This window comes from Paenibacillus sp. J22R3 (assembly GCF_056269305.1).
In genome coordinates, this window is sequence record NZ_JBWDNS010000006.1 from 172,213 (window position 1) to 185,875 (window position 13,663).

The 13,663-nt window shown below is 52.1% G+C and carries 16 protein-coding genes and 1 pseudogene; 4 read left to right on the top strand and 13 right to left on the bottom strand.

What is annotated here, in order from left to right; translation table 11 throughout:
• Positions 1-92 precede the first annotated feature (92 nt).
• Entirely contained in the window at positions 93-1,193 is a 1,101-nt protein-coding gene (gene ychF, locus AC0YN4_RS24355) for a redox-regulated ATPase YchF (RefSeq protein WP_475783061.1), read from the bottom strand.
• Positions 1,194-1,428: 235 nt separating this feature from the next.
• Between ychF and AC0YN4_RS24360 the strand changes: the two genes are divergently transcribed.
• A complete protein-coding gene (locus tag AC0YN4_RS24360) occupies positions 1,429-1,575 on the top strand; it encodes a hypothetical protein (RefSeq protein ID WP_475837011.1) in 147 nt (48 codons plus the stop codon).
• A gap of 114 nt (positions 1,576-1,689) precedes the next feature.
• On the opposite strand, the gene AC0YN4_RS24365 is transcribed toward AC0YN4_RS24360, so the two are convergent.
• The 5 genes from AC0YN4_RS24365 to AC0YN4_RS24385 all read right to left on the bottom strand — a co-directional run bounded on the left by AC0YN4_RS24365 (position 1,690) and on the right by AC0YN4_RS24385 (position 5,704).
• Positions 1,690-2,451, bottom strand: coding sequence for a MerR family transcriptional regulator (locus tag AC0YN4_RS24365; protein WP_475783062.1), 762 nt, complete (start codon positions 2,449-2,451; stop codon positions 1,690-1,692).
• 62 nt (positions 2,452-2,513) lie between these two features.
• Positions 2,514-3,773, bottom strand: coding sequence for a molybdopterin-dependent oxidoreductase (locus tag AC0YN4_RS24370; RefSeq protein WP_475783063.1), 1,260 nt, complete (start codon positions 3,771-3,773; stop codon positions 2,514-2,516).
• A gap of 144 nt (positions 3,774-3,917) precedes the next feature.
• Positions 3,918-4,229: a thioredoxin gene (gene trxA, locus AC0YN4_RS24375; protein ID WP_090982163.1), complete on the bottom strand. Its 312-nt coding sequence runs from the start codon at positions 4,227-4,229 to the stop codon at positions 3,918-3,920.
• A 65-nt stretch (positions 4,230-4,294) separates the two neighbouring features.
• Positions 4,295-4,720 (bottom strand): RrF2 family transcriptional regulator, encoded by a 426-nt coding sequence (locus AC0YN4_RS24380; protein WP_475783064.1) that lies wholly within the window; start codon positions 4,718-4,720, stop codon positions 4,295-4,297.
• Positions 4,721-4,816: 96 nt separating this feature from the next.
• The gene (locus AC0YN4_RS24385; protein WP_475783065.1) at positions 4,817-5,704 is read right to left on the bottom strand and encodes a DUF72 domain-containing protein; all 888 of its coding nucleotides are present in this window, start codon (positions 5,702-5,704) and stop codon (positions 4,817-4,819) included.
• A gap of 203 nt (positions 5,705-5,907) precedes the next feature.
• Between AC0YN4_RS24385 and AC0YN4_RS24390 the strand changes: the two genes are divergently transcribed.
• Positions 5,908-6,543 (top strand): DsbA family oxidoreductase, encoded by a 636-nt coding sequence (locus AC0YN4_RS24390; protein WP_475783066.1) that lies wholly within the window; start codon positions 5,908-5,910, stop codon positions 6,541-6,543.
• 49 nt (positions 6,544-6,592) lie between these two features.
• Positions 6,593-6,760: a glucoamylase family protein gene (locus AC0YN4_RS24395; RefSeq protein ID WP_475783067.1), complete on the top strand. Its 168-nt coding sequence runs from the start codon at positions 6,593-6,595 to the stop codon at positions 6,758-6,760.
• 68 nt (positions 6,761-6,828) lie between these two features.
• Here the strand turns inward: AC0YN4_RS24395 and AC0YN4_RS24400 are convergent, their stop codons facing one another.
• Genes AC0YN4_RS24400 through AC0YN4_RS24410 form a run of 3 tightly spaced genes read right to left on the bottom strand, consistent with a single transcriptional unit; the run spans position 6,829 to position 8,142 of the window.
• A complete protein-coding gene (locus AC0YN4_RS24400; RefSeq protein WP_475783068.1) occupies positions 6,829-7,152 on the bottom strand; it encodes a DMT family transporter in 324 nt (107 codons plus the stop codon).
• Positions 7,153-7,168: 16 nt separating this feature from the next.
• Entirely contained in the window at positions 7,169-7,540 is a 372-nt protein-coding gene (locus AC0YN4_RS24405) for a DMT family transporter (protein ID WP_475783069.1), read from the bottom strand.
• Positions 7,541-7,557: 17 nt separating this feature from the next.
• On the bottom strand, positions 7,558-8,142 hold the full coding sequence (locus tag AC0YN4_RS24410) for a TetR/AcrR family transcriptional regulator (RefSeq protein ID WP_475783070.1): 585 nt from the start codon (positions 8,140-8,142) through the stop codon (positions 7,558-7,560).
• 277 nt (positions 8,143-8,419) lie between these two features.
• Here AC0YN4_RS24410 and AC0YN4_RS24415 point away from each other — a divergent pair, with 277 nt between their 5' ends.
• Positions 8,420-10,165: an alpha-glycosidase gene (locus tag AC0YN4_RS24415; RefSeq protein ID WP_475783071.1), complete on the top strand. Its 1,746-nt coding sequence runs from the start codon at positions 8,420-8,422 to the stop codon at positions 10,163-10,165.
• A 291-nt stretch (positions 10,166-10,456) separates the two neighbouring features.
• Here the strand turns inward: AC0YN4_RS24415 and AC0YN4_RS24420 are convergent, their stop codons facing one another.
• The 4 genes and pseudogenes from AC0YN4_RS24420 to AC0YN4_RS24435 form a co-directional block, all read right to left on the bottom strand.
• A complete protein-coding gene (locus tag AC0YN4_RS24420; protein WP_475783072.1) occupies positions 10,457-11,224 on the bottom strand; it encodes a GTP cyclohydrolase II in 768 nt (255 codons plus the stop codon).
• Between the two features lie 162 nt (positions 11,225-11,386).
• Positions 11,387-12,559, bottom strand: coding sequence for a DUF4097 family beta strand repeat-containing protein (locus AC0YN4_RS24425; protein ID WP_475783073.1), 1,173 nt, complete (start codon positions 12,557-12,559; stop codon positions 11,387-11,389).
• Between the two features lie 15 nt (positions 12,560-12,574).
• Positions 12,575-12,844, bottom strand: coding sequence for a DUF2089 family protein (locus AC0YN4_RS24430; protein WP_475837012.1), 270 nt, complete (start codon positions 12,842-12,844; stop codon positions 12,575-12,577).
• Positions 12,845-12,865: 21 nt separating this feature from the next.
• A pseudogene (locus AC0YN4_RS24435) lies at positions 12,866-12,973 on the bottom strand (DUF2089-like zinc ribbon domain-containing protein); the annotation flags it as partial.
• Positions 12,974-13,663: the final 690 nt, after the last annotated feature.

The following is a 13,663-nucleotide window of genomic DNA, read 5'->3' on the forward strand; positions in this document are numbered from 1 at the left end:
ATTTTGGAGAATTTGCCGACTTTAGTACAACTGCCGCAAGACATAGCAAAAGGACCCGAGAATTTCGGGCCCTAAAACCAACCATTCAATCGCTAAACGTTAAAACGGAAATGCATAACGTCGCCGTCTTGCACCACGTATTCTTTACCTTCAAGGCGAAGCTGTCCTTTTTCCTTCGCGGCATTCATGGAACCTGCCGCCATCAGATCGTCATAGGAAACAACCTCAGCACGGATAAAGCCGCGCTCAAAATCCGTATGAATAACGCCGGCCGCTTGCGGTGCCTTCATCCCTTTACGAATCGTCCAAGCACGCACTTCTTGCACGCCTGCCGTAAAGTAAGTGTACAGTCCAAGCAGCTTGTATGCTGCGCGGATCAGGCGGTTAAGGCCGGATTCCGTGAGGCCAAGCTCCTCTAGGAACATTTCTTTGTCTTCGCCTTCAAGCTCAGCGATTTCGGATTCTACTTTCGCGCTGATCGGCACTACTTCCGCGCCTTCTGCTTTCGCGAATTCACGTACCAATTCCACGTATTGGTTGCCATCGGAGTTTGCCGCTTCGCCTTCGCTAACGTTGGCTGCGTACAAGATCGGTTTCATCGTCAGCAGGTGAAGATCGCGAACAAGCGCTTTCTCATCCTCGGAGAGGTCCAGGCTGCGCGCCGGTTGATCGTTGTACAACGCTTCTTTAATTCGTTCAAGCGTTTCTACCTCTTGCACGACCTTCTTGTCGCCGCCTTTAAGGTTTTTGCGGGAACGCTCGATCTTGCGGTCAACGGAATCGATATCCGCCAAAATCAACTCCAGGTTGATCGTGTTGATATCGCCGATTGGATCGACTTTACCGGATACATGCGTGATGTTGTCATCTTGGAAGCAGCGAACGACGTGTACGATCGCATCAACTTCGCGGATGTGCGCAAGAAACTTGTTGCCGAGGCCTTCGCCCTTGCTCGCGCCTTTCACAATACCTGCAATATCGATGAATTCAAAAGCAGTCGGAACGGTTTTGTTCGGGACAACCAGCTCCGTCAATTTATCAAGACGCACATCCGGTACTTCAACGACGCCTACGTTCGGGTCAATCGTACAGAACGGATAGTTCGCGGATTCCGCGCCCGCTTGCGTTATTGCATTAAATAAAGTGGATTTGCCTACGTTCGGCAAACCGACGATTCCAGCTTTCAAAGCCATGTATGAAGACACCCCTGTTCCGTATTAAACAATCTCATGACATTATACATGAAGGGGGGGAAATAAAAAAGGAGACTCCGCGGATTCCCAGCATGCAAATGTTTGATTTTCCACGTTAATCAGCTAATACTGGAGAAATTGTTCGGCTTCCAAACGTTCGTCAACATCCCGCATGCCACCCCCTCAATCCGAACATACTACCTCATGTGCGACCATCCTTCGGAGGTGAACCGACATGGAAAACCAAACGCATAAAGGCAATTACAAAGGCACCACCAAGATGCATGCCAATAATCAGGATATGGCCTTCGTCAACGATACCATTGAGGATGCCAAGTCCATCACTAACTTCAACCACGTGAAGAAGAAAACCGATAAGTAAGCCGGTCTCGCGGACCCTCCCTCTGCGTAGGAGCGGCACGACAAAGAGGGTGTCCCGCAAGATCATTACTGATCCGCGGACACCCTTTTTCTTGTTCGCCTTTTCCCTACGTCTCTAGCTTACGCCGGTATAAATATGAATCGCATCGCGCAGAAACTCGGCCGATCCCGGTTGATCCACGTCGTAATACGCTTTGAACCGTTCATCGTCCACATACATTTGCGACAGGTTAGCATGAGCTTCCTTGGTGTACTGCGGCCAATAGAAACCCAACCATTGACGGTGCAGATCGGCTGTCTTCTGTGCGAGCTCGCCTGCCGGATCCCCCTGCTTGAAAGCCTCCGCCAGCGATTCCTTGACCTCCTCGGCCAAGCGAGTGACCCGCTCGTGATCTTCTTGCGACATGCCTTTAACCTTCGCATTCGACTTGTTCACGACGTCATCGCCGTATTTCTCGCGCGCTTCCTTGCCGTATTTCTGCTCATTCTCGTCAATTAAGCGCTGTTTAAAGCCCTCAAATTTCTGTTTATCGCTCATAGAAATTCTCCCTTCAGCGGCAGCGATCGTTTGATCCACGTTTGCGATCAGCGCATCGAGCTGCCTTCTTCTGTCGAGAAGCTGTTCCCGGTGCTGGACCAAGGCTGCGGTGCCATTGAAGGACGGATCAGTCAGAAGCTCTTTAATGCGATCCAAGCTGACGCCAAGCTCCCGATAAAATAAAATCTGCTGCAGTCTGTCGACCTCCGCCTGACCATAAATACGGTACCCTGAAGAATTCATTCTTGCCGGCTTAAGAATGCCTACTTCGTCATAGAACCGCAATGTCCTCGTACTGATACCCGCGAGCCTGCCCAGCTTCTGAACGGTATATTCCACCTTCATCACCTCCCGACAACCTCACTCTACACCTTTACGTAACGTGAATGTCAAACCCATTTTTATTTATAAAATTGCGCGTTTTCCGCTCCCCTTACCCACGCATCCGTATCATATCCGCGTTCTTCCCAATATCCGGTATGATTCCCTTCAATAAGCTCAACCCGATTCAACCACTTGACCGACTTATATGCGTACATCTTCGGAACGATCAGCCGCACCGGGCCCCCAAGGTCGCTTGGAATCGGTTTGCCGTCGTGCAGCACCGCTACCAGGACATCATCCATATCAGCCTGCTCTAAAGTAAGGGAATCCGTATAGACGCCGTCGCCGGAGTACAGCTTCACTGTCTTCGCGGAAGACTTCACGCCTGCCATCTTCAAGAAATCCTTGAGCTTGATCCCTTCCCACGTGTTGCCCAGAACCGACCAGCCGGTCACGCAGTGGAAATCACTCACTTGGACTTCCCGCTTGAGTGCCACGAACTGCTCCCAGGTCCACTGCAAACGTTTCTCCACCAAACCGTCTACAATGAAACTGAATGTGCTGTTATCGAACTGCGGAATCGGCGTCACCGTATAAATGCGGAACGAGCCGCGGCTTCCTCCGCCAATGGGCGGCGAAGAGGCCGGAAGCGGTTTCGGTGCAGGAATGAGCGAATTGGCGTCAGCCTCTATGATTTCATCCAGATTCGCGCCGGGCGTCAGCTGGTTGCCGAACCATTTTAGAAAAGATGGCCCGATCGCAATGGCAATACCCGCTCCTACCGTAACGCGAATAAACGAACGCCTCGACATAACCGCCTCCGGTTTGGCTGCCGGATGAAGGCCTTCGCCTTGTTGTCCTGTCTTAACTGTGCGGCGATGCGGCTCTTTGAGCCATTTCAGCCTTGTGATGGAGTGGTAGATGATATAAGGAAGTCCGATCCATGTCAGCAGGTCATGAATGGTGAGCGCGCTGCTCGACCATGCCGGCCCAACCGCCTTGAATTGCCACAGAAGCACGCCGGACAGCAGCCAGCCGATCAACAGACCCAGTACGATGATGACGTTCGCTTTCTGCCACGACTTGCCCTTCAACTGTTTCCAGTGCTTCGCGGCCAGCGCTAAGTAGAACACAACCGGCAGCAGCGATGCGATCCCGACCACGATATGCACATAGCGGATGATGACCCGGCCTTCACCCAGAATGCCGCGCCATAACCCTTGAAACAGCACCAGTCCTGTCAGCGTCAGAATGACGACAATCCAACCGTTCACGGAATGAAGCTTAGCCAACTTCTTGCCGTACCCTTTGCGAAGCTGCGCGAGCCAGTTCTGCATGGAAGACCATTCCCCCTTGGCGGTTTATTCACTACCCACTACCTATACAGACGTGCGAATGAATCCGAAAAGCTCGTTATTCCATATGTATTTACGCAACGAAGCCCTCACACCATGTAGGCGCGAGGGCTCGTGAAGCAATACTTAGATTTGGCCTTGAATTTTGTTTTTCAGGGCGTCTTTGGATTGCAGACCAACCATTTTATCAACCGGTTGACCGTCTTTGAACAGAATTAGTGTCGGGATCGACATAACGCCGAATTGGGATGCCAATTCAGGCTCCTCGTCCACGTTGATTTTAGCGATTGTAGCTGTACCGGCAAGCTCGCCGGAAAGCTCTTCTACGATTGGAAGCTGCATTTTGCAAGGTCCGCACCATGGCGCCCAGAAATCAACGAGCGTTACGCCGCTCTCGATGCTTTTGTTGAATGTGTCTTTCGTCAATGCTACTGCCATATTCAATCATCCTCTCTACTATAAGTTCACAAGCTTATGGGAAGGGAAAACCCGTCACACCTTGTTCAGCACTGCTCGCATTCCTTAATCTGACCCAGCACATCGGAGATCGTGATGCCGCCAAAATAATTCTCCAGCTGCTTCTCCGCTCTGCAAAAGATCCCATCCATGACTTCACGCATGTTAGAGCCGACGACACAATCCATCTCTGGATTGCCCGAGCACCAGCTCGGAATAACGGAGCCTTGCGCCATTAACCGGTAAATGTCGGCTAGGTTGACGACGGCCGGATCCAGTGTTAACCGATATCCGCCTCCAGCGCCTTCCCTTGTATCGACATAACCGCCTCGCTTCAAACAGCTCATCACCTTGCGGATTCTGGCAGGATTGGTCGAGACATTATCGGCAATGGCTTCGCTGGGAGCCATGCGTTCTGGCAAATAAGCCAAGTAAACCAAACTGTGTACGGCAATGGTGAATTCGCTGTTCATGCTTAACGGCACCCCGCTTTGTACTGTAATCATATCAGTTACAGTTGAACCTGTCAACGGCGGTTGTACTTCTATTTTGCGAATAGGAGCAGTTGTCTATTCAAACAGCTCCAGCTGCTGCGCAGTTTCCTGCGGCGGAGGAGCCAGCTTAAACGAACCGCGCGGCGGCAGCTGGTGCAGCATCGCCATAAGCTGTAAGGCGTTATCCGCCGCATCGCCGCCGGAGTTGTTATTGAACAGCACGCATACCGTGCCGGTTGATTGCTCCAATCGCCTTAGTCGCTCCACCCACTCTGACAGTTCCGTTTCATTATAACGGTACAAATATCGAACATCCCGCCAGTTAGGTTGTCCAGCGGACACCCATCCATCCGTGTTGCGCCCATGCAGCCGTACGATGGTGAACTGTTCATCCGTAGCCGCTTCTACGATGGGAATGGAGCCTTCACCGGCTTGCGGCTCATCGCACACCGTATGAATCCAGCCTTCTCGGCGCGTAAAAGCAATGGTTTTCTCGCTCATTTCGCTTGTGAACCAGCTCTGGTTCCGAAATTCGAGTGCGCAAGGGATATCTGCCATCCGTGCCTTGGCCGTCCGCAGTGTCTCCACGTTAGGCCGCGTGCAATTAAACCACGGCGGGTATTGGAATAGTACGGCAAGCAGCTTGCCAGCGGCGCGGATCGGCTCAATTGCTTCTCGGAACGCTTGGAACATGGCCGCCTCGCTTTCGTAGGGATGATGCCCTTTTCCCCCGCGCGCATGACCTGTCATCCCTTGATAAGCCTTGATGACGAAGCGGAAGTGATCCGGCGTTTCAGTTGCCCATTTCTCCATGACCTGCGGGGACTGAATCGCATAGAAGGTGCTATCCACCTCGACGACCCGAAACCAGTGCGCATAGGCAGGCAGCTTATTCTTGTCCTTGCCCGCTTCCCGATATAGCTCCGAATGATCGCCCCAGCCGCATAGACCGATTTCAATCATACCGTCCCCTCCTTATTCACCTAACCGAAGTTTCTTATACCGATTATTTTACTGTCCTCCTAAATATTAACGCAACTATTCGAAAATGCACCATGCGCCGTATCTGCCCTTGCTTGATATGCAAAACTACATTAGCATGGTTATGTAACCGCAACATATTAAGAAAAGACCTGACAAACTATTCGAAAGGTTGTCGTTTCCATATGCATATTGACCTGTACTCGGATGTGGTCTGCCCCTGGTGCCGCATCGGCAAGCAAAATCTATACCGTGCGCTCGAGCTCTGGTCGGAGAAGAACGATGAGCCGGTCACCGTCACTTATCACGCTTATCAGCTTGATCCCGGTCTGCCTGAAGAGGGCAAACCGTTCGATGATGTGATGGCTAAGAAAATGGGCGGCCCCGAATCGATGAAACGCGCCACTCAGCAGGTTACGCAAGCCGGTGCGGCTGTCGGCGTGACGTTCCATTTTGACCGGGTCACTCGGATGCCGAACACGCGTCTTGCGCATCGTTTTGTCGCGATTGTGCCTGAGGAGCGTAAGGCGGAAGCAGTGGAAGAGCTGTTTCGTGCGTATTTCGAAGAAGGCCTTGATGTGGCGCAGATGAGCGTCATTATGTTGATTGCGGAGCGACTCGGCGTTTTCTCTCCAGAACTGCAAGCTCGTCTTGAGATCGGCGAAGGTGGCGAGGCCGTAGACGCCGATCTGAAGCGCGCGCAGCAAATTGGCGTGACAGGCGTTCCTTTCTTCGTCTTCAACAACCGCTATGCGCTGTCCGGCGCTTATCCCGCTGAAGAACTGCTAGGTTTGATGAGCGGCGTGAACACGGGCGTATAGCCACCTGTAAGCTGCTGCACAACTTCTGGCGGTCGAGGAGCAGACTGGAATGAATTCTTTGAACAGAAGGTATGACACTGACGTCATCGGGATCGACAAAGGCATCACCTTGCTGATGCTGGAGAACTACCGGAGCGGCTTCGTGTGGGAGCAATATATGAAGAATGCCCATGTGAAGCTTGGGGCGCAGAAGATTGGGTTGAACGCGAAAAAATAAAAGAAGCTTACCCTGCCGTCTTATGACGTCGCGGTAAGCTTCTTTTTTATTATAAGGCAGATCATTAATTAATGACCGCCGCCTGTAATACGTAATCCTGCAACACTTATTATGATCATAGCGATAAAGAGCAATTTCCGTTTATCCTTCGATTCACCAAACACCAGCATCCCCAGTATAACACTACCGACCGAGCCAATCCCCGTCCAAACGCCGTAGGCGGTGCTGATCGGGACATCCTGCAGCGATCGCGACAGGAAATAGAAGCTGACCATCCCGGACGCTAACGCGAGCACCGTTCCCTTCCAGTTTTTGAACCCATTCGACAGCTTCATCCCCGTCACGCCGCCTACCTCACCCAGCCCAGATATGAGCAAGAACAACCAGGCCACTTGCAGTCACCTCCATTTACTCCGTTGCCTCAGGAGCAGCATGCTCCGCTTGAGATTTCTTCGGCGTCTCTTCCTTACTTGATATCACTTTGAGCCCCACGATACCTCCGATAAGCATCGCGATAAACAACAGTTTGAGCAGATCTGCCGGCTCTCCTCGGACAATGCCGACGATGACGGTACCCACGGTACCAATACCGGTAAATATCGCGTACGCCGTTCCGATTTCGATGGTCCGCATCGCTCGTGCAAACAACATAAAACTTATAATTAACAACACAATGGTGATTACACTAGGCAGCCACTCCGTAAATCCATCTGACGCCTGCATGCCATAAGCCCAGCCCACCTCAAGCAGCCCGGCCAGCAGCAAATACAGCCATGCCATCGCGACTCATCCCCTCTCTATGCCGTTGCCGGCTTCAACGCCTCCCGCAGCCAGCTCCACAGCTGTTCCTGCCTCTTCCGATACAGCGCCGAATCGTACAATTTATGTTCCACGAGCAAGCCGTCAATAAGCGCATAAAATAAAGCCAGCAGCCGTTCAGCCTGTAACTCGCCCAGATTCCCCTCATTCGAGCTGCCCCGAAGCAGCGCCGATACGTGAACCGTTACTTCCTCTTCATAAGTCGTAAAATATTGGCTAAGCCGCGACTCCAAATGCCGTGGCGGGACAAGCATGGTTCGCTTAAGGAAGGATTGCCCCTTCGTAATCTGATCCAGATCGGTGTAAAACAAGAACACGGCATACAGCCGCTCTATTGGCGGATGATCCTCCATACTTTGAAGCAGCAGCAGAAGCTTCTCCCGCTCTTCCCGAATCGCGTCCTCCAGCAGCTCGATAAACAGCTGTTCCTTGGAGTCAAAATGAGCATAAATCGACGGTGTCTTGATACCCACTGACTTGGCGATCTCCGATAAGGAAACACCCTCATAGCCCGAATCCGCAAATAACGTCAATGCAGCTTGCTTCAACCGATTCGCCGTCATTATTAGTTCTCCCCTTGCATGGTCCGTATTATTGCCTAACGAACGTTAGTTAGCCTCAAGTGATAATAGCCCCTTTGGCAGCGGGTGTCAAGCGGTGGACAAATTCAATCCAAACTTTGGACGAAAGAGGTGAATATTTCATCGCAGATGTGGTACAATAGACGTAATTAAAAGGCCATGCTACCGCAAGGGTACAACCTCGTTATGAATGACGAGGTTGTACCCTTTTTTGCATTTTGCATGGGCTCAGATCTATTTTAGGAGAGTGAACCATATTATGATGCTTGAAGCCATTTATCATCGTCCGAAGCAAAACTGGTCCTACGCCTACGACCGTTCCACGCTGCATTTGCGTATCCGCACGCAGAAAGGCGACATGGATGCTGTCCAAGCCGTGGTAGGCGACAAATATGCGTGGGACAAAACGATGCAAATCGTGCCGATGCGTATTTTTACAACGGATGCGATGTTCGACTACTGGGAAGTTGCCGTGGAACCGCCGTTTCGCCGTCTGCGTTATGCGTTCCAATTAGAGAAAGGCACGAAGACGCTTTGGCTGACCGAAAGTGGTTTCGTTGACGCGCTTCCTTCCGACTCCCTCACGTTCTACGACTACCCGTTCATCAACCCGATCGACGTGTTCCAGCCGCCGGCTTGGGTGAAGGAAGCCGTTTTCTATCAAATCTTCCCGGAACGTTTCGCGAACGGCGACCCCTCGCTCGATCCCGACAATGTAGAGCCATGGGGCGGCAAGCCGACACCGAAGAACTTCTTCGGCGGCGATATTCAAGGGGTTATCGATCACCTGGACTATTTGGAGACGCTCGGCGTAACCGCGATTTATTTCACCCCTGTATTTGAAGCGACGACGAATCACAAATACGATACGCAGGATTATTTGAAGGTTGATCCCCATTTCGGCACCAATGCGCTCATGAAGGAGCTCGTGGACATCTGCCACAAACGCGGCTTGCGCGTATTGCTTGATGCGGTGTTCAATCATGCCGGCGCTACTTTCCCTCCGTTCCTCGATGTGCAGGAGAAAGGTGCCGATTCGAAGTATGCGGGCTGGTTCCATGTTCGTGAGTGGCCGCTTCGTATCGAGGATGGTATCCCTACTTACGACACGTTTGCTTTTGAACCGATCATGCCGAAGTTGAATACCGAGAATCCGGATGTCAAAAAGTACCTGTTGGACGTGGCCCGCTACTGGGTGGAGGAAATCGGCATCGACGGCTGGCGGCTTGATGTCGCGAATGAGGTCGATCATCATTTCTGGCGCGACTTCCGCAAGACGGTCAAGGACGTTAATCCGGATGCCTACATTCTCGGCGAGATTTGGCATGATTCGATGATGTGGCTCGAGGGTGATCAATTCGACGCGGTCATGAACTACCCATTCACCAACGCCGTGCTCGATTATGCCGCTTATGGCAAGCTTGACGGGTGCAGCTTCGCGAACGCCATCGGCACGCAGCTGGCGAACTATCCTCAGCAAGCGACCGAGGCTGCGTTCAACCTGCTGGACAGCCATGACACGCCGCGTCTGCTCACGTTGTGCGATGATGAAGAGGGCCGCATGAAGCTGGCCGTGCTGTTCCAAATGACATACCCGGGTACACCGTGCATCTACTACGGTGATGAAGTGGGCATGTCCGGAGCGGGCGATCCCGACTGCCGTCAATGCATGGTGTGGGAAGAGGAGCAGCAGAACGGCGATCTGCTGAAGTTCTATCAGACACTGATTGCGCTTCGTAAGCAGCACGCCGCTCTTCGCTCGTTGGATATTACGTTCCTGCACGCCGAGGCGAATGATGCAGCGGTAGTTTATGCTCGCCGCAGCGGAGATGAGCAATTCATTATTGCGATGAATGCCGGAGCGCAATCTCGCAGCCTCACTGTGCCGGCTGCAAGCGGGAAGTGGCAGGATATGTTCGCCGGTTCGACGGTCGAGTCGAAGGGCGCGCAGCTCTCCATCGCGCTCGATGGCTTCGGATTCGTTGTGTATAAGCTTGTAGGTTAGTTTGATTGGCCGGCCGCATCCGGCTGGCTGCTCCCCCAGCCGCCGCAAGGGGGCGATTTCGGAGCTGAGAGCCGCGTTTTCCGACTCTCGGCTCTTTTTTGCGGCGGATTTGGCGCTGACAGTCGGTTTTTCATACTCTCAATGAGGCAGCCATCCACCTACACGCGGCGGCCAGAGGGTGAGCTGAAAGCAAAAAAGACCAACCCTTCATCATCCACGATGAAGAGTCGGCCTTCCCTACCCGGCACGGGGTCGTCAGCTCCTTCGCAAGTCAGCCTTCTCCCTACGCCGTCACTTCTTAATCGTCAGTTCCTCCGCGAAGTGCCCGGAGCGGTTCACTTTGGTCTCCAGATACTTGCGGTTGAATTCGGAAATGTCGCCCCAGAGCGGGACACGGTCTTCCACGTTCATGCCGGATGCTTTGAGCGCCGCCAGCTTCCTTGGATTGTTCGTGATGAGCGTGACTGGCTTGCTGCGCAGATGGGCGAGTACGAGCAGCGTCTCTTCGTAGCTGCGTGTATCGTCCTGAAATCCGAGCTCCAGATTTGCCTCAACCGTGTCGTAGCCCTTCTCCTGCAGAATGTAGGCCATCGCCTTACTGAACAGCCCGATTCCCCGGCCTTCATGGTTGGCTAAGTAGAACAGAGCGCCGGTACCGTGCGAGGTGATCATTTTCATCGATTGGTGCAGCTGATACCCGCAATCGCACCGCTTGCTCCCGAAAATATCTCCCGTATGGCAGATGCTATGCATACGAATCAATGCTTCCTCCCCGCCGGCGAAGTCGCCATACACGAGCGCGCTGGACTGCTGCTTCTCAGCCAGATTGGACGCGGACAGCTGCTCAATCAGAAACTCGGTCCGCTCCTTTTCCTTACAACCGCCCTCGGTATGGACCAGGTCCCTGCACGGAAGCCAGCAATACCACTGGAAGGTGTGCGTTTCCCCCTCCAAATTAACCGGCAGCTGAATAGGCCCAACCAAGATCAACGTACCGTTTTTGCTTTTGATCGTTTCAATCCTATCATCCAGAATGCCAACGATTTTCTCATCAATCATGCCATGACGTCCTTCCCGCTTCTGACAGTCAACCTCAGGTTAGTGTTTATTGCGCGGAGAGGAAATATGCAGCCATCAGCTGCCTCACCTATTTCTTCCACCCCATGCTCGCCCGTCTATCCAGCCTGCGCGCCGTACCCTCGTTCACATAATACATGCAGGCTAAAATTCGTCGCTCACATGGATCGATCCGTTGTGGGAAGAAGCCTCCACATAGATTAATTCCTCGTCTCCTTGACGGAATGTTTGGCAGGAGTCAGTATCATCGCCCTGTTTCTTGTCGACCAGCTGTTGGCCATTCAAGCGGCAAGCCGCGCGACCATGATTGACGTTTAATTCGCCATATACACCGGTCGAATGAGCCGGGAACTGAATCGTAATGCTGCCATTATGTGTTTTAGCGGTAACGCTGCTTTCTGAGGTCGCATTCGCTACCCGAATTTCAATCTTCCCATTTTGCGATTTGCATGCCAATTCCTCGAACTGGCAATTCGCTTTGATGTTGCCATTCTGCGTGTGTACCTCTATCGTCTCGGCTATAACGTCGTCTGTATGGACGGAACCGTTCGTTGTCCGGCATTCCAACTTCTCCAGTTGGCCTTTCGCTATAATATTACCGTTCGTTGTCGTAAGAACAGCTGATTCCGCCAGGAGCCCACCCGTGTGAATGAAGCCGTTAACCGATGTTACTTTCACCTGCTCAACCTGTATGCCTTCAATCTTGATTTTTCCGTTCGTCGATGTGAATGCAGCCGTCTCTGAGATCATCTGCTGGACATCAAGGCCACCGTTCGTCGCAGACATGTGGAATAACTCGTAGGCTTGTCCTTGCGGAACTTGAATGGTTACGGCGAGATCTACTTGACGGCCATTCAGATCGTCCGTCTTCAAGCTGAATCGGTAACGTTCGTCATCGGAGCTTTGCGAAACCGCCTCTTGCAGCCAGCTGTGCAAATCGAAGCTGCTCTCGGGTTTATCCATCTTCGCCGATACATTCACCTGCGTAAATTCTTGATCCCATGTCAGGTACTGGATGGAGGCGTTATCCGTCGCAAATTCCACATACTCTGTCGGAAACGAATGATGCTTACTTTCCCAGTAAGCTTCACCTTGCGCCCCATGAGCGCTGACCTGCGGCTCGATTTCTTTATGAAGCGGTGCCGCAGGGGAGGGTGGGGCTGGTGCAGGAGGAGGAGTGGGAGTAACTGCTGTCCCTTCAGCTTCAACCGACTTACTGTCGCCTCGTTCAAGCGCTTCAAGCAGCGCCAAGCCTTCCTCTACGGTAATTTTATGCTCCTCGATCATTTTTGTAATCATCGTCCGTTCTTCACTCATATCGCAATCGCTCCTTTATTTTTTGCTGGCTTGGATGAGCTTAAGCGCCTCTTCTACGGTTATCGTGCCTTCATCGAGCTTCGATAGAATCTGCTTGCGCTGTGAATCCTCCGTGGCGGCGGGCGTCTCTGTCGCAGGCGAGGTCTGGTAACCAAGCGCTTCCACGATGTGGTCTAGCCGGTTCCGTACCGTTGGATACGATATGCTGAGCTCCTTCTCCATCTCCCGGATGTTCCCCCGAACCTTCAAGAAAACCTCCACGAATTTCAATTGTTCGTCGTTCAAGGAGGCTAGTCGGGTCGATTCGAAGCTGCCTTTAATCGTCGTGTGGCAATGATCGCATTTGAGCTCTTGGATCGTCAGCTTATTCTCGCAAACGGGACATTGCTGCGGTGGTGGGTATTTCAGAGCAATCCCTCCTTCTGTTTAATGGTGAGTTTAAAAATATTTATATTATATTGAATTATATTAAACAATAATATTGAATTTTACAAGTTATAAGTTAAATAAATTAATTTATATGTTTATGCGTGGCGTTTTATCTGCTAGCCTTGAGCAGGGAGCTCGACTATCAGGCGGGTGGGGGGGGATTTACTTAGTGATGAGCGGAGGAAGGGAGAAATTGCTGCTTAAAATGCAACATTTCCCCCTCAGAATGAGCAAAGACAGCCAATTGTTGCGCGATATGCAACATTCAGCTGTGGAAGGACGATCAGGAGGCTAGTTGGGGCGAAAATGTTGATATATGCGCAACATTTCCTCCACTAGCCTCCCTTTTCATCAAAAATGCTGCATGTTATGCAACATTTCATCTAGACCTGCCACCTAGGTGGGCGGCGAGGTTACTTGATGTTGGTGGGTAAGCGAAGATTAGGTGGACGGCAGGGTTACTTGGTGTTAGGCGAGGGAGCGACGATTAGATGGACGGCAGGGTTACTTGGTGTTAGGTCGAGAGGCGACTGTCAGGTAGTCAGCGAGATTACTCGGCGATGTGTAGGTTGCACGACTATCAGGCCGCCAGCAGGGTTTTACCTGTTGATAAGTCAGGGGAGCGTCCGCCAGCGCTGCATTCGGGCTCGTTATCCCCAAACTTACGCACATATT

Excerpts from the sequence above, each read along its gene's own strand:
- AC0YN4_RS24390 (WP_475783066.1), top strand. The coding sequence starts at position 5,908 with ATGCATATTGACCTGTACTCGGATGTGGTCTGCCCCTGGTGCCGCATC.
- AC0YN4_RS24415 (WP_475783071.1), top strand. The coding sequence starts at position 8,420 with ATGATGCTTGAAGCCATTTATCATCGTCCGAAGCAAAACTGGTCCTAC.
- AC0YN4_RS24360 (WP_475837011.1), top strand. The coding sequence starts at position 1,429 with ATGGAAAACCAAACGCATAAAGGCAATTACAAAGGCACCACCAAGATG.
- ychF (WP_475783061.1), bottom strand. The coding sequence starts at position 1,193 with ATGGCTTTGAAAGCTGGAATCGTCGGTTTGCCGAACGTAGGCAAATCC.
- AC0YN4_RS24395 (WP_475783067.1), top strand. The coding sequence starts at position 6,593 with ATGAATTCTTTGAACAGAAGGTATGACACTGACGTCATCGGGATCGAC.
- AC0YN4_RS24385 (WP_475783065.1), bottom strand. The coding sequence starts at position 5,704 with ATGATTGAAATCGGTCTATGCGGCTGGGGCGATCATTCGGAGCTATAT.
- AC0YN4_RS24410 (WP_475783070.1), bottom strand. The coding sequence starts at position 8,142 with ATGACGGCGAATCGGTTGAAGCAAGCTGCATTGACGTTATTTGCGGAT.
- AC0YN4_RS24425 (WP_475783073.1), bottom strand. The coding sequence starts at position 12,559 with ATGAGTGAAGAACGGACGATGATTACAAAAATGATCGAGGAGCATAAA.
- AC0YN4_RS24420 (WP_475783072.1), bottom strand. The coding sequence starts at position 11,224 with ATGATTGATGAGAAAATCGTTGGCATTCTGGATGATAGGATTGAAACG.
- trxA (WP_090982163.1), bottom strand. The coding sequence starts at position 4,229 with ATGGCAGTAGCATTGACGAAAGACACATTCAACAAAAGCATCGAGAGC.
- AC0YN4_RS24380 (WP_475783064.1), bottom strand. The coding sequence starts at position 4,720 with ATGAACAGCGAATTCACCATTGCCGTACACAGTTTGGTTTACTTGGCT.
- AC0YN4_RS24370 (WP_475783063.1), bottom strand. The coding sequence starts at position 3,773 with ATGCAGAACTGGCTCGCGCAGCTTCGCAAAGGGTACGGCAAGAAGTTG.
- AC0YN4_RS24405 (WP_475783069.1), bottom strand. The coding sequence starts at position 7,540 with ATGGCATGGCTGTATTTGCTGCTGGCCGGGCTGCTTGAGGTGGGCTGG.